This window comes from Streptococcus mitis, from assembly GCF_009496285.1.
Lineage (GTDB): Bacteria > Bacillota > Bacilli > Lactobacillales > Streptococcaceae > Streptococcus > Streptococcus mitis_BP.
On the sequence record NZ_WIJK01000008.1, the window covers coordinates 1 to 25,073 of the forward strand.

The following is a 25,073-nucleotide window of genomic DNA, read 5'->3' on the forward strand; positions in this document are numbered from 1 at the left end:
TTATAATCAGGTTTTTCTTTGTGAAACATAGGGAACACCTCACAACTTTTCTTACCTCTATTATACGACTTTACACAAAGAAAAGCCCTTAGAAACTGGACTTCCAAGGACTTTGTCTTCAATCTGAAAGAAGACTCACAAGGTCTTCTTTTTCTATGCATCCAACAGCATTACGGACAATACATATTCACTCAATGAACATGTTAGACTAAACTAGGTTAAGGCTAGACTAACCTAGCTTGAAAATGTTTTTAAAGAAAATCACTTTACAAGGCTACTGTTAATACTTGCCCTGCTCTTACAACCTGCTCTCCTGCAATGTAAACATCGTCGACATCACTGGATTTCACGGCATAAACGAGGTGAGACAGCATGTTTTCTTGAGGTTGAAGATGGATTTTTCCTTGGGGCTGGATGACGAGAAAATCAGCCTGCTTACCGACTTCTAGACTACCAATCTCATCTTCCATTCCCAACACCTTAGCTCCTTCAATCGTCAGTGCCTTGAGGGCATTTTCGATTGGAAATTGGCTGGCATCACCACTCTTCATCTTCTGTAAGAGTGCTGCAGTCCGCCCTTCCTCAAACATATCCAGGTTATTGTTAGAAGCAACTGAGTCCGTCGCAATACCAACTGCTACTCCTGCCTTTTGAAGTTGAACGACTGGTGCAATCCCTGAGGCTAGTTTGAGGTTGCTGATAGGATTGTGGGCGATAGCGACTTGCGAATCTACCAAGCGCTCAATTTCCTTTTCATTTAACTCCACACCATGGGCAAAGACCGCTTTATGATCTAAATATCCGAGCTCATCTAGAAAGGCTAATGGGCGTTTGCCATAGCGTTTCAGGATAATGCCTGACTCTTCCTGTGTTTCTGCAACATGGATATGAAGTGGAATGTTTTCTTCTTTTGCTAGCTCAAGACTTGCCTCCAGCAAGTCTCGACCACAACTATAGGGCGAATGAGGGGCCACCATAACCTTGAACTTGGGATCCTGGTAGCCTTTGATTGACTCAATGATAGCTCGAGTTCTAGCTATGGTTTCAGCCGTCGTCTCCACATCTGAAGAAAAGAGGGTTGGAGAAAAATAGCAACGCATCTTGGATGCCTTGACTGCCTCATAAATCTCAGCTATATCCACTCCATTAGGATTATACATGTCGTTGAAGGTTGTTGTTCCAGACTGGAGCATTTCTGTCAGAGCCTCTTTGACAGCTTTTGTGGTCATCTCTGGTGTAAACTGAGCTTCTGCTGGCCAGATATAGTCATTGAGCCATTCGTGGAGATTGCTATCATCACGAATCCCTCTCAAGCCTGTCATGGCAGAGTGAGTATGGCAGTTAACCAAACCAGGCATGATCCAAGCACCCTTATAATCTATGATTTGATCTGCTTGTTTAAGAATCTCTTGATTTTCCTGACCGACATAGACGATTTGAGAATTTTCAAGAACTAAGATACCATCCAGGTAAACATGGAAATCCTGGTCACAAGTCACAATATTTACATGCTGAAAGACTTTCATCAATAGGTTCCTTTTCTAAATTATACTCTTCGAAAATCTCTTCAAACCACGTCAGCGTCCCCTTACCGTATATATGTTACTGACTTCGTCAGTTCTATCTACAACCTCAAAGCAGTGCTTTGAGCAACCTGCGGCTAGCTTCCTAGTTTGCTCTTTGATTTTCATTGAGTATTAGCTTTCATACTAGATAATTTTTCTAGCTATTGTAACAAAAAAGTCACCCGAAGGCAACTTTTATTCTGTATTTGCTTATTTGCTTTATAAACGATTAAAAATCTATTCTGGACTAAATGCAGCTGCTTCTTGCATTTGATAATATTTCCCTTTTCTCGCCATGAGTTCCTGATGATTGCCATACTCGACAATATCTCCATCCACCAAGACAAGAATCAAATCAGCATCTTGAATGGTCGATAAACGGTGGGCAATGATGAAACTTGTCCGCCCCTTCATGAGTTTGGCAAAGGCATCCTGAACCAGAACCTCGGTACGGGTATCGATGGATGAAGTCGCCTCATCTAAGATAAGAATCTTAGGAATGGCTAGAAAGACACGGGCAATAGTTAAGAGCTGAGCCTGACCAACAGACAAGGATTCCCCTGCATTTTCAAGCTTGGTATCATAACCATGTGGCAACTGTTGGATAAAGAAGTCTGCGTTAGCTGCCTTGGCTGCCGCAATGACCTGCTCTCGGCTAGCATCAGGATTGCCAAAGGCAATATTGTCATGAATGCTTCCTTGCTTGAGCCAAGTTTCTTGAAGCACCATTCCAAACTGCTGTCGAAGAGAAGCTCGAGTATAGTCATAAATCGAATGACCATCTAGCAAAATATCTCCAGAGTTAATCGGATAAAAACGCATGAGGAGATTGATGAGGGTGGATTTCCCAGCACCCGTTGGTCCAACGATGGCAACCTTACTGCCAGCTGGAATGTCAATAGACAAGTCCTTGATTAAGATTTTTTCAGGATTGTAACCAAAAGAAACATGTTTAAAGGAAATAGCTCCACTGACTTGGTCGCTGTTCAATTCTTTAAGACCAGTTTCTCTAATCTCAGGGCTTTCTAAAACAGTATAAACACGTTCTGCACAAGCCAAGGCACTTTGCAACTCAGCTAAGACCGATGAAATATCATTAAAAGGCTTGGTGTACTGCTGCACATAATTCAAAAAGGTCACTAAACGCCCAACCGTCAAAGTAGAACCTGCCATGATGCGTAAGGCTCCAACACCAGCAAGTAGGGCATAAATGAGGGCATTGACAAAACGGGTGGAAGGATTGACTGTCGATGAATAAAAGATAGCCGACTGAGAATAACCTGCGTAGTTGTCATTTGCCTCATGAAGTCTCTCGATAAATTCTTCCTGAGCATTGAAGGACTGGATAATGGCCTGTTGGGTGAGCGATTCTTCTATCAACTGAGTCTGAATCCCCCTAGTCTCTGTCTGCTTTTGAAAGAGATGGTAGGATTTCTTAGCGATAAAGCGTGAAATGACCATAGATAGAGGTGTTAAGAGCAGAACCAAGAGAGTCATCAATAGATGGATTTGGAGCATAGCAAGGATGCTGACCAAAATCATCAAAACTCCTATGAAAAATTGGTTGAAAATCATATTCAGACCCGCTGCCAACTGCTCGATATCTGTCGTTACACGGCTGACCATTTCCCCACTACCTTGTCTATCTACAAGGGCAATCGGAAGACGATGGAGCTTTTCAATGATTTTTTCGCGCAAATCTCTAGTATAGGAGAAAATCAGTCGATTATAGAGGAGAGGATTGGCCCATTGTACCAGCGTATTTCCTATCACCACCAAAATCATCTGGAGGAAAAACTGCCAAAATAGCTGAGATGAACCATCGACTAGGACTTGGTCAATCACCTGTCCTATCAAGATTGGTAGATAGATTGATAGGGCTACCTGAGCAATGGTACCTAAGAAAGCCAGGAAAAGAAGGACGGGATGGCCAGCTAAATCTTTTGCTAATCGTTTAAGGGTTTGACTTGCATGTTTGCCTTTCATTCTAGTCCTCCTTTCCATGTTGGGATGCATTGATTTCACGATAGACTTGGCTAGTCTCCATCAATTCCTTATGATTTCCAAGTGCTAATTGCTCCCCTTTCTCTAAAAGGAGAATTTGATCAGAAATCTTCAAGGTTGAAGTTCGTTGGGAAATCAAAATCAAACTGGTATCTGGCAAGTTCTCCTGAATAGCCTTTAGAAGATTGGACTCGGTGATGGTATCAAGGGCTGAAGTCGCATCATCCAAGACGAGAAAAGGTGCTTGATGCAAGACTGCTCGGGCGATAGACAGACGTTGTTTTTGCCCACCTGAGAAATTTCGCCCTCCTGCCTCAACTAGGGCATCCAAGAGTCCTTCCTTTTCACTGACAAAGTTCTTGGCTTGCGCAATCTCCAAGGCCTGCCAGAGTTCTTGATCAGATACTTCTTGATTTAAACCCAAAGTCAAGTTGGAACGAATAGTTCCCTTAAAGAGTTCGACTTTTTGAGGCACATAGGCAATCCAGGACCGCCACTGCTCAAGATTACGAGGACTAGATCCATTTCGATAAAGGTCAATGCTTCCCTTGTCTGCTGGGTAAAGTCCAAGTAAGACTTGCACCAAGCTTGATTTACCAGAACCCGTCCCTCCGATGATACCAAGGATTTTCCCTTGCTTCATATCAAAGGAAATGTCTCTTAGAGAAGGTTGGGCCGCATCAGGATAGGTAAAGGTCAGTTCTTGGACTTGTAAAACCTGATCACTGGTAGCTTGTTCTTGTTCTAATTCTGAATGAATATCTTCTGGAGCTTCGGCAAAGACTTCCTCGATTCGCTTAGCTGAGATATAGGACTGGTTGAGGGAATTGATCAGCATGGCGAGCTTGACCAATTCCACCAAAATTTGTAAGAGATAGTTGATTAGGGCAATAAGAGCACCCTGACTGAGTAAACCTCCTTGAATAGAAATATAGCCCTGCCAGATGATGACGAGGAGAGTTCCATTGACAATCAGATAGGTCAGAGGAGTTAATAAACTAGACCAGAAGCCTGTCTTTTCTTGTAATTTGGCATAAACTTGATTAAGGGTTTGAAAAATCTGTAACTCTCGTTTTTCTTGTCCAAAAGCACGAATGACCCGCATGCCTTGTAATTGCTGGCGCGTTTCCTGAACTAGCTGGTCTGTTTTCTTTCTGAGACTGCTGTAGAGAGGATTGACCAGTCGAGAGAGCCCGACAATGACAATCGTCAAAATCACAACCATGACCAAGAACCAGAAAGTCAGCTCAGCTGAGATTCGATAGGCCATAAAAATGGCTCCAAAAACGATAATAGGTGCTCGCAAAAAGAGGCGTAGGAATTGATTGATACCAGTCTGAATCTGATAGGTGTCAGAGGTCAAGCGGGTCACCAAGCTAGAAGTTGTCAAACGATCTCTGCTATCCTTGGGCAAGGAAAGAATATGACGATAAAGGTCGTTTGTCAGTTCTTTGGCAAAACCAACCGCAGCCTTGGCTGAGTAAAACTGGGCTATCAAGGCCACTAAAACGCCAATCACTGCAAAGATAAGGAGCAGGCCAATCTGCATCCAGAGGTGTCCTTGATCTCTCTGGGGCAAGGATTGGTCAACAATTCCTGCAATCACCATAGGAACCAAGAGTTCAAAAACAGCTTCAAGTAGCTTGAACAAGGGTGCCAAAATCGATTCCTTGATGTAGGGTTTAAAATAAGATAGTAAGTGTTTCATAAATCCCTTCTATTTTCTAAAATGAAGAAAGTGGGAAGCTCCCACCCTCTCAATTTTATTTGTTTAAGTATGGCAATAGATCGCCATATCCTGCTTCGTCCATCTCATCCTTGGCCACAAAGCGTAAGGAAGCAGAATTGATACAGTAACGAAGTCCACCTAACTCCTGAGGTCCATCAGTAAAGACATGTCCCAAGTGAGCATTGCCAGAACGTGAACGGACTTCGATTCGCTCCATACCATGACTTAAGTCTTGGTAGTAATGGATGAGCTCTTTAGAAATTGGTCTACTAAAACTTGGCCAACCGCAGCCTGATGCAAACTTATCCTTGGCAAAGAAGAGGGGCTCTCCTGTCGTGATATCGACATAAATTCCTTCCTCAAAGGTTTGATCATAGGCATTGCTAAAGGGAGCTTCCGTCGCAGCTTCTTGCGTAACTCGGTAAGACTCTTCTGACAAATTTTCTCGTAACGTTGCCTGACTAGGCTTTTCATAGTTGGCGGCATCTATCAGTGGTTTTTCAGCATCCCTCACATCAATGTGGCAATAACCACCAGGATTTTTCTTGAGGTAGTCTTGGTGATAGTCCTCAGCCAGGATATAGTGACGGAGTTTCTCCACTTCTACCGCTATCTTGCGACCGAGCATGCGCTCCTGCTCTTGGACAAGGGCATAGATAGTCGGTAAATCCTCTTCATCTTGATAATAAATCCCTGTACGATATTGACGGCCACGGTCATTTCCTTGTTGATTGACAGACAATGGATCAATGACTCGGAAATAATAAAGCAAAATCTCACGGAGCGAGACTGCCTTTTCATCATAAATAACTTGAACAGTCTCTGCATGATCTGTTTCTTTGATTAATTGATAATTGGTGGTTTCAACTTGACCATTAGCGTAACCAACACTTGTTTGCAGCACTCCAGAAATTCTGGAAAAATATTCTTCCAAGCCCCAAAAACAACCACCTGCTAAATATATTTCTGCCATCTCATACCTCCTTGACCATCTATCGGTCATCAAATACGGGAAACATTTCATACTCTTCGAAAATCAAATTCAAACCACGTCAGCTTCGCCTTGCCGTACTCAAGTACAGCCTGCGGCTCGCTTCCTAGTTTGCTCTTTGATTTTCATTGAGTATCAGTTCCCACGTTTCATTTTCAAAAAAAGGACAGGAAGCCCTCTAATAGAGAGTTTCCCCATCCTATCGCTATATTTATTTTTCTTCGATGCGCACGCCTTCTGTGTCTACTTGCAAATCATGAAGCTTGCCTTTGAACGGTTGTTTTTCAAGCTCTGCCTTAATCTTCGGCATCTTATCAGGATCAGCTAGAACCATGACAGTAGGCCCAGCGCCAGACAAGTAGGTCGCATAAGCACCGTTTCTCTTGGCAACTTTTTTAATTGTCGCAAATTCTCGAACCAAATCTTGACGATAACGCTCGTGGAAAAGGTCACTCTCGATAGCTTGACCAGCTTTGACCATGTCTCCTGTCAATAGAGCTGCGATAGCCACATTGGCGATTGAACTTGCTGCAACAGCTTCCTTGTATGATAATTTCTTAGGCAAGACACCACGACTATCGCGAGTTCGCAATTCATAGTTTGGAATATAAGCTAGGAAAGCACACTCTGGGAAAGGCGCCACAACAGCTGAAACCTGATCTTCGACTGAGCTGGCAATGACCAGATTACCGTAGATGGCTGGTGCAACATTATCAGGATGGCCTTCAATCTTAGTCGCCAATTGCAATTTGTCGTGATCGCTTAATTTAAGATTTCCTAATTGATTTGCCAGTTCAATTCCTGCAACGATGACAGAGCTCGATGAACCTAGTCCACGCGCAAGCGGAATATCACTAATCATTTTCAGACGTCTTGGTTGTAGGTCTGGAACAATTTGTAAAGCAATCTTCAGCAAAAGATTACGTTCGTCACGTGGGATCCATTTGCCTAATTGGTGCTCAATCATCCATTCTTCACGTTCTTCACAAACCTGAATTTCTAGATACTTCGTTACAGCTACACCAACTGAGTCAAATCCAGGACCCACATTGGCACTTGTAGCAGGTACAATAATCTTCATCTTAGTCTCCTAAAACCTTGAAGGTGTTGAGAAGTTCAAACTCAGATACACCCTTCAAAGCTGATGTAATATTTTCAAGCTGTGCCTTGTTGATTTTATGAGTGATGATAACGACACGAGCCTTGCCTTCTTGCTTGCCATCTTGAAGGATTTGCTTGAAGGAAATATCTTCCACGTTAAAGAGTTCAGCCAATTTCAAGACTTGACCTTTTGAATCTGGTGCCAAGATTGAGAAATAGTAGTTGGCTTTGACATCTTCTGGCTGAGCCAAAACAAGGTCACGATGATATTCATTAAAGGCTTTTCCAATTGTACCGTCATTCAAACGACGAACGATACGAACTATATCAGCTACGACACTCGTTGCAGTTGGTTTTTGTCCGGCACCTGGTCCATAGTACATAGACTCGCCAATCCCGATAGACTCCACAAAGACTGCATTCATAACCCCATTGACACTTGCAAGCGGGTGAGCCTTAGGAAGAAAAGTCGGTGTAACCTCAGCAGCGATTCCAGAAGCTGTTTCTTCGATAGAACCTACTAATTTCACAACATAACCAAGTTCTTGAGCTACTGCTACATCTTCTGGAGTGATGTTGCGAATTCCTTGGTGGCCAACATCTTCAAACTTGACATTCATCCCAAAAGCAAACTGGCTGAGGATGACCATCTTGTAAGCCGCATCAATCCCGTCAACATCATTGGTAGGGTCACTTTCAGCAAAGCCAAGTCGTTGGGCTTCTGCCAAAGCATCTTCATAAGACCAGCCTTCTGTTACCATTTTGGTCATCATGAAGTTAGATGTTCCATTGACAACACCAAGAACACGTGTGATTTTGTCTGATGCTAGTGAGTTAACCAAGGTACGAAGGATTGGAATTCCTCCCGCAACAGCTGCTTCATAGTAAAGAGCAACATTATGAGCTTTGGCAATCTCAAGCAATTCTACACCATGAACAGCCAAAAGGTCCTTGTTGGCTGTCACAACATGCTTCCCTGCTTCTAAGGCACGAGTAATAAAAGTTTTAGCAGGCTCGATACGTCCCATCAACTCAACAACAATCGTGATGTCTTTGTCTGACAAGATTTCATCGATATTTGTTACAAAATTAAAATCATTTCCTGCCTCAAGCAAGCGTGCTTTCTCCTCATCGTCTTTGACCAAAACCTTGGCTACTTCAATTTCTGAATGTGCTGCTTGAACAATTTTTTCTTCATTTTCCTTTAGTAAGAATGGCACACCACTGGCTACTGTACCAAATCCAAGTAAAGCAATCTTAACTGACATATTTGTCTCCTCGAAATTTTCTAATAGTCCTATTATACCAAAATTGTGAGAAAATTCCTACCATTCTGAACTAAAAATAGGAGCGTCAAATCATAAAAAAGCCTGCCCTGATACAACCTAGGGCAGACTCTATTTTCAATCTATTTCACAAAAGCCAATTCCTTGCCAGTAGACAGGTCTTCTCGATAGTGGAAACCTGCAAAGCTGAGCTTTTTGATTTCTTCTACCGAAGTCACCTGATTTTCCATCAAGGCTGTTAAGAAAGCCCCTCTGGCTTTTTTTGAAATGGTTGAGTGGACCTTAAGTTTTCCATCTCTGTCTTCCATAAACTTAAAGGTCACCATTTGCTCGCGAACCTCTTTAGGGAAGACAGTTTCGAATTCCGAAGACAAGAGTGAAAAGATTAGTTCTTCACCCTTCACCGACTCTTCATATGCTGATTGCCAGTGACTTTTCAGGCTTTTCCCAGCGATTTTAAGCTTCATCAAAAAGTCCAGTCTGTGAGGTGCAATCGGTGCAAAGGCTGGAATCACACCGTAAAGAGCTGACGTTATCATGAGGTGTTTCTCCAGATAGGCTTGTTCAGCTTGGGTTAGATTGTCCCGTTTGATGTTGCGATACATAAGTCCATCAAAGATGTACAAGGCTGGATAGTTTCTAGCCGTTCCATTTTTCAAGGCTTGGATATGGTCATACTCCTCTTGCGCCTTTTCGGCAGAGATTTTATAAAAACTCTCTAGTTCTTGGGCAGAATATCTAGCTAATTCATCCAGAACAGCCTGACTCTCAGGAGACAAAGGTTTTGCCTCTAAACTAGGAATTTCAGTGTTCATTTCTTTTGCAGTTGGGATTAAAATTTTCATAGTGTTAGTGTAGCATATTTTTCTAGGACTACCAAGGATTTGTACTTAAAAGAGAGTGGGACAGAAATCGGTAATTCGTTAGAATTCGATTTCGTCGTCCCACCTCCGCACAGTTGAGTAGGGTTGTAAAAGCTGATGAAATCAGCGTAGTAGAGCCCACTCAACCACTGCGTCTTGCTCGACAATCCAAAGACAATTGAGAGGCTAGGACTTTTGTCCCAGACTCTTCTTTCCTTATTTTGGCAATCCTAACCAGATTGCAAAGAGAACTAGTGCTGTCCCAAGGCAGCTTGCCAAGATAGATGACAGATTAAACTTTTTCTCCTTTAGATGAGAAAATCCTATCTTCAAAGCGAAAAGACCAAGCAACATCGAACCAATCATCAGATAAAATCCCATTTGACTGTCCTCCATTTATTATTCTTTCTTTCATTATCACAAATTTCAAACAAGAGTGCAAGAAAAACGAGGTTGTTTCCTTAAGCTTGAAGGATGTACCCTGATCTGGGATACAAAGCCTATATGATAATCCCTTCCAAATGATCCAATTCATGCTGACAAATCTGAGCCGGAAAACCTGTCAGGGTAATGGTCTTCTCTTGCCAATGAATATCTCTGTAACTCACTGTAATTTTTTCATATCTGGTTGTTGGTCTTACACCTGTCAAAGACAAGCAACCTTCCTCGGTCTCGTAAGGCCCTTCAAAAGACTTGAGAACGGGATTAAACATAACCATGGGAATCATGCCAATATTAAAAATAATAACACGTTTTTGTACCCCAATCATATTGGCTGCTAGTCCTACACAGCTTTCACGGTTAGCCTGCAGAGTATCTTGCAAATCCTTTGCTAGGGGTAAATCTTCTTGGCTTGCAGGCTGGGATACCTGCGATAAAAACATCATATCTTTGACAATTTTCTTTTCCAACTACTCTTTCCTCCATCTTTCTCTCTACTTGATTATATCACAAAATCTTTGTCAGTTTATCTTATATAAAACCAAAAAAAGCCATCCGAAGATGACTTTTCATAGTGCTTAAATGGCGTTTTTATCTTTTCCGAGTGCTCGTTGGATTGCCTTAACAATTTCAACAAGGACAACAATCATAAGTGCTCCTACAGCAACCACTATCCATTGAGTCAAGCTCAAGTGAGACACGTGGAAGAGGTTATTAAATCCAGGAACCAAAATTGTCACCACAAAGAGAACAAAGGCAACTGGGATAGACCAGTTAAAGGTCTTGTTGGTAAAGAGTCCCACTTTAAAGATAGATTGGTAAACAGACTTAACGTTAAAGGCATGGAGCAATTGAATCAAACCGAGAGTTGCAAAAGCCATGGTAAGGGCATCCGCATGGATTTCTGCATGACTTTGGTGCTCTGGGAAGAGAAGAGCCCAAGCATAAACACCTAGAACGAGCATAGTTTGGAAGATACCTTGATAAATGATTGCTCCGAAGACACCACCATCAAAGAAGTTAGACTTACGCCCACGAGGTTTGTGAGTCATGACGCCTGGCTCAGCTGGTTCCACACCAAGGGCGATGGCTGGGAGCGTGTCTGTTACCAGGTTAATCCATAGCAAATGCACTGGTTGAAGCACATCCCAACCCAACAAGGTTGCAAAGAAGATGGTGAAAACTTCAGCCATATTAGCAGACAAGAGGTATTGGATGGATTTTTGGATATTTGAGAAGACCTTACGTCCTTCTTCTACCGCTACGATAATGGTTGCAAAGTTATCATCAGCAAGGACCATATCAGAAGCTCCCTTAGAAACTTCTGTACCTGTAATCCCCATACCGATACCAATGTCAGCTGTCTTAAGTGAAGGCGCATCGTTGACCCCATCACCCGTCATAGCGACAACCTTACCTTCATTTTGCCATGCTTTCACGATACGAACCTTGTGCTCAGGTGATACACGAGCATAAACAGAGTATTGCTTGAAGACTTTTTGGAATTCTTCATCAGTGAGTTCATTCAACTCAGCACCAGTGAAGACATGGTCTTCTGTATCATTTGGATCGATGATACCGAGACGTTTAGCGATAGCTTCCGCTGTATCTTGGTGGTCACCCGTAATCATGATTGGACGGATACCCGCTTCCTTAGCGACACGAACAGCTTCTGCTGCTTCTGGACGCTCAGGGTCAATCATTCCGACCAAACCAGAGAAGATGAGGTCAGACTCAACGATTTCAGATTCCAAGGTTGGAATTTCGTTACTTGTCTTGTAAGCCATCATCAAGACACGGAGGGCTTGTTTAGCCAAGTCTTTGTTGGTTGCAAGGATAGCATTCTTGTCTTCTTCTGTGATTGGACGAACTTCCCCATTAACTTCAATACGAGACACACGCTTGAGCAATTGGTCAGGAGCACCCTTGACAGCGATAAAGTAAGAACCGTCTGCTTCCTTATGAATGGTAGACATGAGTTTACGGTCTGAGTCAAATGGCAATTCAGCTACACGTGGCTCATCCTTCAAGACTTCACGAACATCAAAGTTGTGGTCCAAACCAAACTGTACAAGAGCTGTCTCCGTTGGATCCCCAATCAGCTTACCAGATGGATCCACCTTGGTATCGTTGGCAAAGTTCATGATACGTAGCGTATTGTTGTTTGCAGCAATTTCAGCTGCAGAGCTTTGCAATTGACCGTTAGTATAAACTTTTTCAACAGTCATTTGGTTCATGGTCAAGGTACCTGTTTTATCAGATGCAATGATTTCTGTTGAACCAAGCGTTTCAACTGCTGGTAATTTACGAACAATCGAATTACGTTTAGCAAGGGTTGTTGTTCCCAAAGAGAGAACGATAGTTACAATAGCAGGGAGACCTTCTGGAATCGCTGCAACCGCAAGAGCAACCGCAACCATCAAGCCTTCCAACGGATGTTCACCACGAACGAAGACACCAACTAAGAAAGTGATAATCGCAATCACAACGATTAAGTAAGTCAAGGCTTTAGATAATTGTTCCAAGCTTTGCTTCAATGGTGTTTCTGTCTCATCGGCATTAGCCAACATATCTGCAATCTTACCAACTTCTGTATACATACCAGTATTGGTTACGACACCAATACCACGACCGTAAGTTACGTTTGAGTTTTGATAACCCATGTTAACACGGTCCCCGATACCAGCATCCGTTTCAACAAGTCCTGTCACATCTTTTTCAACTGGGACAGATTCCCCTGTAAGAGCTGCTTCTTCAATTTTAAGAGAAGCTGCTTCAAACAAACGCATATCTGCAGGCACGACATCTCCCGCTTCAAGCAAGACGATGTCCCCAGGTACCAATTCTTTCGAGTCAATCTCAATGACATGACCATCACGACGAACACGGGCCATCGGGCTAGACATATTTTTCAGAGCTTCAATGGCTGCTTCTGCTTGCCCTTCTTGGTAAACCCCAAAGGCAGCATTCAAGACAACAACGGCTAAGATGATAATGGCATCCGTTAAACCGTCCATTCCTTCTGTAATCACAGAAAGTGCCGCTGCCGCAAGCAAGATGATAATCATCAAATCCTTAAATTGATCAAGGAATTTAGCTAGTAGGCTACGTTTCTCTCCCTCTTCCAACTCATTTCGACCATAAGTCGCTAAGCGTTCTTGAGCTTGGGCAGTTGACAAACCTTCAACAGATGAGTCCAGATTCTTTAGGACTTCTTCTGAGGTTTGTGTGTAAAACAAGTCTTTATTTTGTTCTTTTGACAAAACAGTCTCCTCCTTTTTGGCCTCTTTTACAAAAAAAGAGACCTGTTTTTTAAAAAAACAAGTCTCGCTGTTTAATATAGTGCCGGAAATAATTCGGAATGACGACACTATCGCGGTTAACCGCCAGCTACTCCCTTGAGTAGTTCTATTATATCAGAATTTCAAAAGTTTTCAAGTTTTGAGGTGAGGTTACTCATCACTCTCATCATAGGTGCGATCGCTGATAATATATCTTGGACGTTTTTTCGTTTCTAGATAGATTTTTCCGATATATTCCCCAATTACACCAAGACTAATGAGTTGAACCCCGCCAAGTAAGCTTACAATTGCGTAGGTACTGGCCCAACCAGCTACTACTGTACCAGCAAATTTGCTCCACAAAACCCAGATGATCAACAAAAAACTAAACAGTGAAGTCATAACTCCCAAGCTAGTAATCAAACGGATTGGTTTAATCGATAAGCTAGTAATTCCATCCATAGCTAGACCAAGCATTTTAGAGAGTGGATAGTGACTCTCACCAGCAATCCGTTCATGACGTTTATAGGTCACGTAGGAATACTTAAATCCTACAAGAGGCATCAGTCCACGAAGGAATAAGTTGACTTCTTTAAACTTGGATAATTCCTGTAGAAATCGTTTTGAGACTAAACGATAATCAGCATGATTAAAAACGACATCCGCTCCAAATAAATGCATCACTTTATAGAATCCCTCTGCTGTAATACGTTTAAAAGCCGAATCTGTCTCTCGGTTATCACGAACGCCGTAGACAATCTCTGAACCTGACTTATATTCAGCAATCATCTGATTCATACAATCAATATCATCTTGACCATCTGCATCAATGGTAATCACGATATCCGCAAATTCTGCAGCTTCATACATCCCAGCAAGAACACTACTTTGATGACCACGGTTTCGACTTTGAGAAATACCTACAACAAATGGATTCGATGAAGCATATTCTTGGATAAGTTCCCAAGTTTTATCCTTACTGCCATCATTGACATACATGACCTTACTTAATGGATGGACTTCTTGGTTTTTCACAAGCTCCTCTATTTTTCCCACAAACATTGGGTTAGTATGAGGCAATACCTGCTCTTCGTTATAACATGGAATCACGATATATAAAATCGGATTATTTCTACTCATTTTTGTCTCCTAACCTCTTAAATCCAAAAGGGAAATTAGTCCCTCTAAATACTCTGACAATCAATTCACACCCTACCAAAGTCAATATTGTCACAACACTTGTTGTAATATAGGCATTCACAAAAATACCGGTATATCTTGTAGATAATTGTAAAACTAATTTTTCTACCAATACTAAAACAATCGGGGCATGGACACCATAGTAAATCAAGGTTCTTTGACCGATTGATTTCAAGAGAGTCATTTCAGGAATTGACTTAAAGAATATGAGGGTGGACCATATACCTGAAATTGCAGCAATGTAAAACAAGAGATGGTTTCCAATCTGTTGATAGTAAAGATCAACAATCTGTTTCCCGCTCAAATTATAGTTTAGTTTACCTATCACCATAGTTAGCAATAAGGCAAGCGGCAAATAATAAATTGCAAAAAACTTTTCCATCTGCGCTAAATATTTTCTCACTCCGACACCTAAGAGTGTAAAGATAATGGCTACAGGGACCAGGTCAATATTCCAGATAAGATAAAAATGCCAAGCATAGATTTTTTGCCCTAAAATGACTAGAAGCAAGAGTGATACACTAATCAAAAACCATTGGATAATGGTCCATTTTTTTCTGAGAATAAAGTAACTAAAAACATGTGCTAAAAACATGACATTCAGAAACCATAACTGAAAATAAACATGCAAGCGGTCTGACAACAATAACTGTTTAGTAAAATGAATAAGATTAAAACTAAACACTTGTTCAGGATACATGACAAAGAGTTGAAAGAGAAAAACAAAAATATTCAGGCAAAAAAAGGGAACGACCAAACTTTTCACCTTGCTAAGAAAATATTCCTTAAATGTTTTGTATTTAGTGACATTTAAAGTAAAACCTGACAAGAAGAAAAATAAGGGGATATGAAAAACATAGAGGAGTATTTTTGCACCAAGAGGCACAAAACTGCTATGCCCTATAATAACAAGTATAATCGCTAGCCCCTTAGCCATATCTAGGTAACCTATGCGCTTTTTCATCCTATCTATCTTCTCCTGTTCTTAGTCGATAAAGATTCATATCAGAAGTGACCAACTCAACTTCTTCAAAATAAACATCTTTCTGGTAATGTTCTTTCATAATTTTTTTGACCCGATCCATATTTCCTGAGGAAGGTGACCAAAAGAATAGGATGTTCTCCTTATCTAAAGCCGATGAAAGAAGATTACTAGGGTCCTCCACATTGTAGTTTTCCATTAATTGATAGTAATGTGGCGAAAAAGTTTGCCAGTTACCTAAGGTTGTTGTATTTTCAATCAACTGATCAGGCTTCCTTCTAATCGTAGCCAAGCTCGGTTGAGAATTGACAAGTGTTCCATAGCCACCAAAAACAAGCAATTTATCAGAATGTTTTTCCACTACATCATGATACTCTGTTACCATTGATGATTGAATGATTGGAAACCAGTAAAGTTCTTGTCCCACACTATTTACCCAGGCCATACTCGCCAGCATTCCTACAAGTTGTAAACTATAAAAAATTCCTCTTTTTTTCAACAGTTTGCGCTTAGTGTAAAATAAAGGAGCATAGTAGATAAAAAAGATTAAAAAGCTAATGATAATTGGGATATAGACACGTTCTACTACTCTCTGCCTAACAAATAGTGCACCGATTAGTACAAATGGAACAAGCGGGAGTAACCAGCCATAGACTTTCTTAGGCTTAAAGAACAAAAACCAGCCAACCATAACAAGAAGAAAGGTTGTCAAAATGATATTTTGGAAATAATCTTTCACCATCTGAAATACATTAAAGGAGTATTTCTCAGAGAAAGAACGTACGGATTGAATTTTTGTTAACAACTCATTGTTCAAAGCATCTTTTTCTGCAAACAACCAGTAGGTTGAAGCAGATAAGTCGTTTTCACTGACCCCCAATTCTTGAAATTCCTTGGCATGCTTCTCATACTCAATCGCAGGGAAATCTCTCAAATTGGTACTTAGAGTATTCCAATTTAGGTATTCTTGAACACCTGGTCTCATTAAGGTATAAATTTTATTGGAAGCAAAGATAAATAAAATGGCAGCAGATAACAAGAATAATTCTTTTTTCTTTTTTCCTTTGATGACTTCAAAAGCTAGAAACGGCAGTAAAAGTAGCAATAAACTGGCAATGATTTGCGGTCTAATCGACAATCCAATCAGAGACAACAGAGCTCCTACGATGTATTTTCTATCGAATAATAAAAGTATCCCTGCTGTAGACAACAAATAAGCAATTACTGAAAACGAGAAATACTTCATCAAAATCATTTGAAGTATAACAAGTAGGGGAAGAACAAAATAAAGTTTCTTCCTGAAAAAAGAATCCAAGTATACACTAAAGCTCAAGCAAAAACTAAGGGCTAGGAAAATAAAATAAACATTCCAAGTTGTAAACAATTGCTGAAGGAATACTAAAGCAGATGACAACATAATCCCAATGTAAGGGAGCAACATATTATCACCAGATAGTATGGTTTGATTGACCATGATATCATCTACGACTGGATATTCAAAGCCTTTCATCAATCTATATCCATAAAAAATAAAAAATGGTAGCACAATCAAACCAATGCGAATCATTCTATCTGTGATTTGTTTTTGGGTCATGGAAAACTCTCTCTAAAATTATGATTACTTTATATTCTATCATATTTCAATCAAAAAATCTGTTGAATCAATGCAAATCTCCCCAACCACTCCATTTGAATTTTCCTTACAAAACCAGTATAATGATAGAATACAAAAATTCTAGGAAGAGAGTCAGATGAATCAATCAGTTTCAAATTTGAAATTAGCTGAGCGAGGTGCTATTATTAGCATCTTGACCTACCTTTTCTTGTCAGCAGCTAAGTTAGCAGCGGGCCACCTCCTTCACTCGTCCAGTTTGGTGGCGGATGGTTTCAACAACGTTTCTGATATCATCGGAAATGTTGCCCTCCTCATAGGGATTCGATTGGCCCGACAGCCAGCAGATAGAGACCATCGTTTCGGTCACTGGAAAATCGAGGACTTGGCAAGTCTTATCACCTCTATCATCATGTTCTATGTTGGTTTTGATGTTCTTCGCGATACGATTCAAAAGATTATCAGTCGCGAAGAAACTGTGATTGACCCACTTGGAGCGATTTTGGGAGTGGTTTCTGCAGTGATTATGTTTGGAGTCTATCTCTACAACACTCACCTCAGCAAGCAATCCAAGTCTAAGGCACTGAAAGCAGCTGCCAAGGATAATCTATCAGATGCCGTCACCTCACTTGGAACCACCATCGCCATCCTAGCCAGCAGTTTTAACTTCCCTCTCGTGGATAAATTGGTTGCCATCGTTATTACCTTCTTTATCCTCAAAACTGCCTATGATATCTTTATCGAGTCATCCTTCAGCCTTTCAGATGGTTTTGATGAACACTTGCTCGAAGATTACCAAAAGGCTATCATGGAAATCCCTAAGATTAGCAAAGTCAAATCACAACGGGGTCGTACTTATGGAAGTAATATTTATCTAGATATTACTCTCGAGATGAACCCGGATCTCTCTGTTTTTGAGAGTCACGAAATTACTGACCATGTCGAATCCATGCTGACAGAACGCTTTGGTGTCTTTGATACCGATATTCACATTGAACCAGCACCGATTCCTGAAGATGAAATTCTAGATAATGTCTATAAAAAATTGCTCATGAGAGAGCAACTAATTGACCAAGGAAATCAATTGGAAGAATTACTGGCTGAAGATTTCATTTATATTCGCCAAGACGGACTAGAACTAGACAAGAAAGCCTATAAGGAGGAAAAAGAATTAACCTCTGCTATCAAGGAACTTCACTTGACGTCCATTAGTCAGAAGACAAAACTCATCCGCTATCAGATTGGGGACACCATCCATACAAGTATCTGGCGCAGACATGAAACTTGGCAAAATATATTCCATCAGGAAACGAAAATTGAAAAAGACTAAAGAAAGAGGCCGGGACAAATCCCGACCTCATTTTTATGCTTATTTTGCTACGCTCTTAGCAAGAACGAAGTTTCCAAGTGTAGCCGAACCATTACCTGCAACAGCTGGTGTTACGATATAGTCACGTACATCCGGAACTGGTAGGTAACCATTGAGCAAGGATGTGAATTTCTCACGCACACGGTCAAGCATGTGTTGTTGGGCCATAACCCCACCACCAAATACGATGACATCTGGGCGGAAGGTTACAGTTGCGTTGACTGCAGCTTGAGCGATATAGTAGGCTTGAACATCCCATACAGAACTATTCAATTCGATGTTTTCACCACGAATTCCTGTACGAGCTTCTAAGCTTGGACCAGCCGCAAAGCCTTCCAAACATCCTTTGTGGAAAGGACAAACACCGTTGAATTCTTTTTCAATATCCATTGGGTGTTTAGCCACGTAGTAGTGACCCATCTCAGGGTGACCCACGCCACCGATAAACTCACCACGTTGGATGACACCTGCACCGATACCTGTCCCGATTGTGTAGTAAACCAAGTTCTCGATACGGCCACCAGCATTGTTACGGGCAACCACTTCACCGTAGGCAGAGCTGTTTACGTCTGTAGTGAAGTACATTGGCACGTTTAGGGCGCGACGAAGGGCACCAAGCAAGTCCACATTTGCCCAGTGAGGTTTTGGAGTTGTTGTGATAAAGCCATAAGTTTTTGAGTTTTTGTCAATATCAATGGGACCAAATGAACCAATTGCAAGACCTGCAAGATTATCAAATTTTGAAAAGAACTCGATGGTTTTATCGATTGTTTCGATAGGAGTTGTTGTTGGGAATTGTGTTTTTTCTACAATGTTAAAGTTTTCATCACCGACAGCACAGACAAATTTTGTACCGCCCGCTTCCAAGCTTCCGTATAGTTTTGTCATGATAAACCTCTAGTTTTTATTTTCTCTATTATAGCATATTTCAAGGAGGAAAGTTGCTCTATATTTTAGTTTTTCCTCTGTAAATTTTACGATTCAATCAAAAACGAACAAACATGACATTTGTTCGTTTTTTTGATTTATTAAGCTTTAACTTCGATGATTGCATCACCCTTAGCAACTGTTCCAGAAGCAACTGGATTTACTGAAGCAAAGTCTGCAGTGTTTGTCACGATAACCATTGTTGTGTTATCAAGACCTACAGCAGCAATCTTAGCTGAGTCAAATGTTCCAAGAACATCTCCAGCTTTAACCTTGTCACCTTGAGCAACTTTTTGGTCAAATCCTTCACCGTTCATTGAAACAGTGTCGATACCCACGTGGATCAAGATTTCAGCTCCGTTTGCAGTTTTCAAACCATAAGCATGTCCTGTTGGGAAGACGATTGTCACTTCAGCATCAGCTGGGGCGTAAACAACATCTTGACTAGGTTTTACAGCGATACCTTGTCCCATAGCTCCACTTGAGAAGACTGGGTCATTAACATCTGAAAGGGCAACTACGTCACCAACGATTGGTGTTTGGATTGTTTCGTCTGTTAGCTTAGATGCAGTTTCTACTACTTCTTCGCTAACTTCAGGCTTTTTTACAGTTGATTCTCCATCAGTTTCATCTTCATAACCAAACATGTAAGTAAGAGCAAAACCAAGAGCGAATGATACAGCTACCATAAGAAGGTATTGTGGAAGTTGTCCGTTACCAATGTAAAGCATTGTACCAGGGATGATTGTGATACCATTACCAGTACCAGCAAGACCAAGGATAGATGCCAATCCACCACCGATTGCACCAGCAATCAATGAAAGGAAGAATGGTTTACGGAAACGCAAGTTAACCCCGAAGATAGCAGGCTCAGTAATACCTAGGAAGGCAGAAAGAGCAGCTGGGAAAGCAAGTGTTTTAAGTTTAGGATTTTTAGTTTTCACACCAACGGCTACTGTCGCAGCACCTTGAGCAGTCATGGCAGCTGTGATGATAGCGTTGAATGGGTTAGCATGGTCAGCAGCAAGCAATTGAACTTCAAGCAAGTTGAAGATGTGGTGAACACCTGATACGACGATTAATTGGTGAACTCCACCAATCAAGAAACCACCAAGTCCGAATGGCAAGTTAAGAATTGCTTTAGTTCCAATGAGGATGTAGTTTTCAACAACGTGGAAGACTGGTCCGATAACAAACAATCCAAGAATTGACATTACAAGGAGTGTTACGAACGGTGTTACCAAGAGGTCAAGTACATCTGGAACAACCTTGCGAACTGCTTTTTCAAACTTAGCTCCGACAACCCCGATAATGAAGGCTGGAAGAACTGAACCTTGCAAACCTACAACTGGGATAAATCCGAAGAACTGCATTGCAGTTACTTCACCACCAGACGCAACAGCCCAGGCATTTGGAAGTGAACCAGAAACGAGCATCATACCAAGAACGATACCAACGGCTGGGTTACCACCGAATACACGGAAGGTTGACCAAACAACCAAACCTGGCAAGATGATGAAGGCTGTGTCAGTCAAGATTTGAGTGTAAGTTGTCACATCTTCTGGAAGTGTCATTCCAAGAGCATTCAAGAGACCACGAACACCCATGAAGAGACCAGTTGCTACGATAACTGGAATGATTGGAACAAAGACGTCACCAAAAGTACGGATGGCACGTTGGAACCAATTTCCTTGTTTAGCAGCTTCTGCCTTCATCTCATCCTTAGATGTCGTTGGCAAACCAAGAGCTACGACTTCGTCGTACATCTTGTTTACTGTACCTGTACCAAAAATGATTTGGTATTGACCTGAGTTAAAGAAAGCACCTTGAACTTTTTCCAAGTTCTCGATAGCATCTTTGTTGATCTTCGCTTCATCTTTCACCATAACACGAAGGCGAGTCGCACAGTGGGCTACACTGTTAACGTTCTCACGTCCACCCAAGGCTTCGATGACTTTTTTTGCAATTTCTGTATTGGTCATTTGCAAAAATCTCCTTATAAAAAAATTTGTTCTTGTTTGAAAGCGATTTTACTCGCCTCACGAATATTATTCTATCACGTTTTAAAAATATGTCAAGCGTTTTGCAGAAAAAATTTTGCTATTTTTTATTTTTTGATTGTTTTTGCTATTTTTTTCATCAACACAGCCATAACACCCTCTAAAATCAAGGTTTTTACTTTAAAGTTTTCAAAAACTTCCATATTTTCATCATTTTTCATAAAATTACGTTCCTAGATTCTGTCAATCGTTTGACATTTTTTTCTTTAATTTAGTGTAAAAGACTTGCTTTTTTATAAGGAAACGTTTACTATTAAGATAGTAGAATTTATGGAGGAAATAGAAATGGAATGGACTACTGAACGTCGTTACAGACGTTATGAAGATTGGACACAAGAAGAAAGAAAAGAAATCCAAGAAAAGATGGCGCAATCCCCATGGCATGTCAGCTATCACATTGAACCAAAGGAAGGACTTCTCAACGATCCAAACGGTTTTTCTTATTTTGATGGTAAGTGGATTGTCTTTTACCAAAACTTCCCCTTTGGAGCAGCCCACGGCTTGAAATCTTGGGTTCAACTTGAGAGTGATGATTTGGTGCACTTTACTGAAACAGGTGTTAAAATCTTACCTGATACTCCACTGGATAGCCACGGCGCTTACTCAGGATCTGCTATGCAGTTTGATAATAAATTGTTCCTATTCTATACAGGAAATGTCCGTGATGAAAATTGGGTACGCCACCCTTATCAGATTGGTGCCTTGATGGATAAGGATGGAAATATTAAAAAGATTGATAAGGTCTTGATTGATCAGCCTGCTGATGCTACTGACCACTTCCGCGATCCACAGATTTTCAACTTTAAAGGACAATACTACGCTATCGTTGGTGGTCAAGACTTGGAGAAAAAAGGTTTTGTCCGTCTCTACAAAGCGGTCGATAACGATTATACAAACTGGCAAGAAGTTGGTGATTTGGACTTTAACAACGACCGTACTGCCTATATGATGGAGTGCCCGAACCTCGTCTTTGTTGGAGAACAGCCTGTCCTTCTCTACTGTCCACAAGGTTTGGATAAAAAGGTTCTTGACTATGATAATATCTATCCAAATATGTACAAAATCGGTGCTTCCTTTGATCCTGAAAATGCACGTATGGTAGATGTGTCTGAACTTCACAATCTTGATTATGGATTTGAAGCCTATGCCACTCAAGCCTTTAACGCTCCTGATGGTCGCGCCCTAGCAGTCAGCTGGCTTGGTTTACCAGATGTTTCTTACCCATCTGACCGTTTTGACCACCAAGGAACTTTTTCATTAGTCAAAGAACTTACCATTAAAGATGGCAAACTCTATCAGTACCCTGTAGCAGCTATCCAGGACCTCCGAGCTTCAAAAGAGGAATTTTCAAATCGTTCTGAAACTAAAAATACCTATGAACTTGAGCTTAACCTTGAAGCAAATAGCCAAAGCGAAATCGTTCTTCTTGCTGATAAAGACGGTAAGGGACTCTCTATCAATTTTGACCTTGTCAATGGTCAAGTTACCGTTGACCGCAGTAAAGCAGGTGAGCAATATGCTCAAGAATTTGGAACTACTCGCTCATGCTCAGTTGCTAATCAAGCTACTACTGTAAATATCTTCATCGATAATTCAGTCTTTGAAATTTTCATCAATAAAGGAGAAAAAGTATTTTCTGGTCGTGTATTCCCACATGCGGATCAAAATGGAATCCTCATTAAATCTGGAAACCCAACTGGAACTTACTACAAATTAGAATATGGTCGCAAAACTAACTGATGTCGCAAAATTAGCTGGCGTCAGCCCAACTACTGTCTCACGTGTTATCAATAAAAAGGGCTACCTGTCAGAAAAAACTATTCAAAAGGTTAAGGATGCCATGCGTGAATTGGGCTATAAACCCAACAACCTAGCTCGTAGCCTCCAAGGGAAATCAGCCAAGTTAATTGGGTTGATTTTCCCAAAAATCAGCCATGTTTTCTATGCTGAATTGATTGACAAATTGGAACACGAACTCTTCAAAAAAGGCTACAAGACAATCATCTGTAACAGTGAGCACGATTCAGAAAAAGAACGTGAATATCTTGAAATGCTAGAAGCCAACCAAGTGGACGGCATTATCTCTGGTAGCCATAACTTAGGGATTGAAGACTACAATCGCGTAACAGCTCCTATCATTTCTTTTGACCGAAACCTATCACCAGACATTCCTGTCGTTTCCTCTGATAACTATGCTGGTGGAGTCCTTGCAGCTCAAACTTTAGAGAAAACTGGAGCCAAGTCTGTCATTATGATTACAGGTAATGACAACTCCAATTCACCAACTGGACTTCGCCATGCGGGATTTGCTTCTATCTTCCCCAACGCTCCCATCATCAATATTTCCAGTGACTTTTCACCCCTTCGAAAAGAAATGGAAATCAAAAATATCTTGACTAAGCAAAAACCAGATGCTATTTTCGCATCAGACGATTTAACAGCCATCTTGGTTATGAAGATTGCCCAGGAGCTTGGTATCTCTGTTCCAGAACAACTCAAGGTTATTGGTTATGATGGAACTTATTTTATCGAGAATTTCTATCCTCATCTTACTACCATTAAACAACCTTTAGAAGAAATTGCTCGCCTGACAGTTGATTTACTACTTCAAAAAATCGAAGGAAAAGAAGTTGCCACAACCGGTTATTTCTTACCAGTTTCCCTCCTACCAGGAAAAAGTATTTAAACAAAAAGAGTCTGAGACAAAATAGTTCTCAGACTCTTAATTTAGTATACTATCAATAAATAATATTATAGAAGCAATAATAACTATAATTTTACCTATTTGGATAAGCTTATTTTGAGATTTAAATATATTTTCTAACAAAAATATTTGGATCACACACATTATAGGAATTAAATTTTTTGAAATTGAGAAGTACCCAAACAAATAGACTATAAATAATAAAAATAAAACTATATTGTATTTCTTATTCAAAACAGTTATCACTAATTGCCTTAATTCCCAAAATAGTAGATCCCATGTCAACTACAGCATATCCGAATTTTGTAATATTGTCGTAATTAGCTCCAGATTCAGCAATGGATATTAAAGCAGAAGCGGCTGCCTTGATACCTCCTACTGCTGCTATAAATTGTTTAATTTTAACAAGCATACCAATACCAACAGCAGCAGATCCTACTGCCCAAGCAACTGCACCGACACATCCCCAAAAGTCTCTGAACTGTACTTCATTATCAAATTTTAAATCTATACCTTTACTAAGCATATATTTATCAATTTCTTCCTGATTCCCTCTTTCCAACATTCCTTGTGGCATTTCATCTACTGCTTTTAAAATTAATAAAATAGATTCTTCCGATAAATCTTTAAAAGTATTTCCAAGTTTTGTCGCTGAAACCACCTCATTAGCATGAACAACTGAAACACCTTCTGTAAGTGCTATATTCAATATTACTGTACTAAGTAATGCAACACTCACCATTTTTATTTTTTTATTCATAATCAAAAATCCTCCTCTCTATATTTTTTTATTCATAATCAAAAATCCTCCTCTCTATATTTTTTGATTAAGAATCTTAATAATTTACAACTATGTTATAACAAAAAATGAAAGCGCTGTCAATACATACGTCTTGTTTTTTTGAACAAAAACAGAAAAACTGGCAAATAATGTCATTGAATTAAGAAACTCAAATAC

The 25,073-nt window shown here is 40.5% G+C and carries 20 protein-coding genes; 3 read left to right on the top strand and 17 right to left on the bottom strand.

Annotated elements, in window-relative coordinates; all coding sequences use genetic code 11:
• Positions 1 to 266: 266 nt before the first annotated feature.
• The 14 genes from GEZ89_RS03750 to GEZ89_RS03805 form a co-directional block, all read right to left on the bottom strand.
• A complete protein-coding gene (locus GEZ89_RS03750; protein ID WP_153225013.1) occupies positions 267 to 1,526 on the bottom strand; it encodes a TRZ/ATZ family protein in 1,260 nt (419 codons plus the stop codon).
• Between the two features lie 276 nt (positions 1,527 to 1,802).
• Positions 1,803 to 3,551 (bottom strand): ABC transporter ATP-binding protein, encoded by a 1,749-nt coding sequence (locus tag GEZ89_RS03755; RefSeq protein ID WP_153225014.1) that lies wholly within the window; start codon positions 3,549 to 3,551, stop codon positions 1,803 to 1,805.
• Between the two features lies 1 nt (position 3,552).
• The gene (locus GEZ89_RS03760) at positions 3,553 to 5,277 is read right to left on the bottom strand and encodes an ABC transporter ATP-binding protein (protein WP_153225015.1); all 1,725 of its coding nucleotides are present in this window, start codon (positions 5,275 to 5,277) and stop codon (positions 3,553 to 3,555) included.
• 55 nt (positions 5,278 to 5,332) lie between these two features.
• Entirely contained in the window at positions 5,333 to 6,271 is a 939-nt protein-coding gene (gene msrB, locus GEZ89_RS03765; RefSeq protein ID WP_153225016.1) for a peptide-methionine (R)-S-oxide reductase MsrB, read from the bottom strand.
• 229 nt (positions 6,272 to 6,500) lie between these two features.
• On the bottom strand, positions 6,501 to 7,370 hold the full coding sequence (gene thrB, locus GEZ89_RS03770) for a homoserine kinase (protein ID WP_153225017.1): 870 nt from the start codon (positions 7,368 to 7,370) through the stop codon (positions 6,501 to 6,503).
• Between the two features lies 1 nt (position 7,371).
• The gene (locus GEZ89_RS03775; RefSeq protein ID WP_153225018.1) at positions 7,372 to 8,658 is read right to left on the bottom strand and encodes a homoserine dehydrogenase; all 1,287 of its coding nucleotides are present in this window, start codon (positions 8,656 to 8,658) and stop codon (positions 7,372 to 7,374) included.
• A gap of 140 nt (positions 8,659 to 8,798) precedes the next feature.
• A complete protein-coding gene (gene yaaA / locus GEZ89_RS03780) occupies positions 8,799 to 9,521 on the bottom strand; it encodes a peroxide stress protein YaaA (protein ID WP_153225019.1) in 723 nt (240 codons plus the stop codon).
• 234 nt (positions 9,522 to 9,755) lie between these two features.
• Positions 9,756 to 9,890: a DUF3953 domain-containing protein gene (locus GEZ89_RS09555; RefSeq protein WP_228113867.1), complete on the bottom strand. Its 135-nt coding sequence runs from the start codon at positions 9,888 to 9,890 to the stop codon at positions 9,756 to 9,758.
• Positions 9,832 to 9,954, bottom strand: a complete 123-nt coding sequence (locus GEZ89_RS09785) for a hypothetical protein (RefSeq protein ID WP_265586419.1) — start codon at positions 9,952 to 9,954, stop codon at positions 9,832 to 9,834. The genes GEZ89_RS09555 and GEZ89_RS09785 overlap by 59 nt, the downstream gene beginning before the upstream one ends.
• Positions 9,955 to 10,039: 85 nt before the next feature.
• Positions 10,040 to 10,450, bottom strand: a complete 411-nt coding sequence (locus GEZ89_RS03785; protein ID WP_153225020.1) for a peptide deformylase — start codon at positions 10,448 to 10,450, stop codon at positions 10,040 to 10,042.
• 108 nt (positions 10,451 to 10,558) lie between these two features.
• Positions 10,559 to 13,243 carry a cation-translocating P-type ATPase gene (locus GEZ89_RS03790; protein WP_153225021.1) on the bottom strand — a complete coding sequence of 895 codons (2,685 nt, stop codon included), beginning with the start codon at positions 13,241 to 13,243 and terminating at the stop codon, positions 10,559 to 10,561.
• A gap of 189 nt (positions 13,244 to 13,432) precedes the next feature.
• Positions 13,433 to 14,401, bottom strand: a complete 969-nt coding sequence (locus tag GEZ89_RS03795) for a glycosyltransferase family 2 protein (protein WP_153225022.1) — start codon at positions 14,399 to 14,401, stop codon at positions 13,433 to 13,435.
• Entirely contained in the window at positions 14,394 to 15,425 is a 1,032-nt protein-coding gene (locus GEZ89_RS03800) for an acyltransferase family protein (protein ID WP_153225023.1), read from the bottom strand. Before GEZ89_RS03800 ends, GEZ89_RS03795 begins: the two co-directional genes overlap by 8 nt.
• 1 nt (position 15,426) lies before the next feature.
• Positions 15,427 to 17,037: a hypothetical protein gene (locus tag GEZ89_RS03805; protein WP_153225024.1), complete on the bottom strand. Its 1,611-nt coding sequence runs from the start codon at positions 17,035 to 17,037 to the stop codon at positions 15,427 to 15,429.
• Between the two features lie 157 nt (positions 17,038 to 17,194).
• Here GEZ89_RS03805 and GEZ89_RS03810 point away from each other — a divergent pair, with 157 nt between their 5' ends.
• The gene (locus GEZ89_RS03810; protein WP_153225025.1) at positions 17,195 to 18,385 is read left to right on the top strand and encodes a cation diffusion facilitator family transporter; all 1,191 of its coding nucleotides are present in this window, start codon (positions 17,195 to 17,197) and stop codon (positions 18,383 to 18,385) included.
• Between the two features lie 39 nt (positions 18,386 to 18,424).
• Here the strand turns inward: GEZ89_RS03810 and scrK are convergent, their stop codons facing one another.
• Positions 18,425 to 19,312: a fructokinase ScrK gene (scrK, locus tag GEZ89_RS03815; protein ID WP_153225026.1), complete on the bottom strand. Its 888-nt coding sequence runs from the start codon at positions 19,310 to 19,312 to the stop codon at positions 18,425 to 18,427.
• A 140-nt stretch (positions 19,313 to 19,452) separates the two neighbouring features.
• Positions 19,453 to 21,333 (bottom strand): sucrose-specific PTS transporter subunit IIBC, encoded by a 1,881-nt coding sequence (locus tag GEZ89_RS03820; RefSeq protein ID WP_153225027.1) that lies wholly within the window; start codon positions 21,331 to 21,333, stop codon positions 19,453 to 19,455.
• 363 nt (positions 21,334 to 21,696) lie between these two features.
• Between GEZ89_RS03820 and GEZ89_RS03825 the strand changes: the two genes are divergently transcribed.
• Both GEZ89_RS03825 and GEZ89_RS03830 read left to right on the top strand, forming a co-directional pair.
• The gene (locus GEZ89_RS03825) at positions 21,697 to 23,151 is read left to right on the top strand and encodes a sucrose-6-phosphate hydrolase (protein ID WP_153225028.1); all 1,455 of its coding nucleotides are present in this window, start codon (positions 21,697 to 21,699) and stop codon (positions 23,149 to 23,151) included.
• On the top strand, positions 23,132 to 24,097 hold the full coding sequence (locus GEZ89_RS03830; RefSeq protein WP_153225029.1) for a LacI family DNA-binding transcriptional regulator: 966 nt from the start codon (positions 23,132 to 23,134) through the stop codon (positions 24,095 to 24,097). The genes GEZ89_RS03825 and GEZ89_RS03830 overlap by 20 nt, the downstream gene beginning before the upstream one ends.
• 244 nt (positions 24,098 to 24,341) lie before the next feature.
• Here GEZ89_RS03830 and GEZ89_RS03835 read toward each other — a convergent pair whose 3' ends face one another.
• Positions 24,342 to 24,875, bottom strand: a complete 534-nt coding sequence (locus GEZ89_RS03835; RefSeq protein WP_075231433.1) for a hypothetical protein — start codon at positions 24,873 to 24,875, stop codon at positions 24,342 to 24,344.
• Between the last annotated feature and the right edge of the window lie 198 nt (positions 24,876 to 25,073).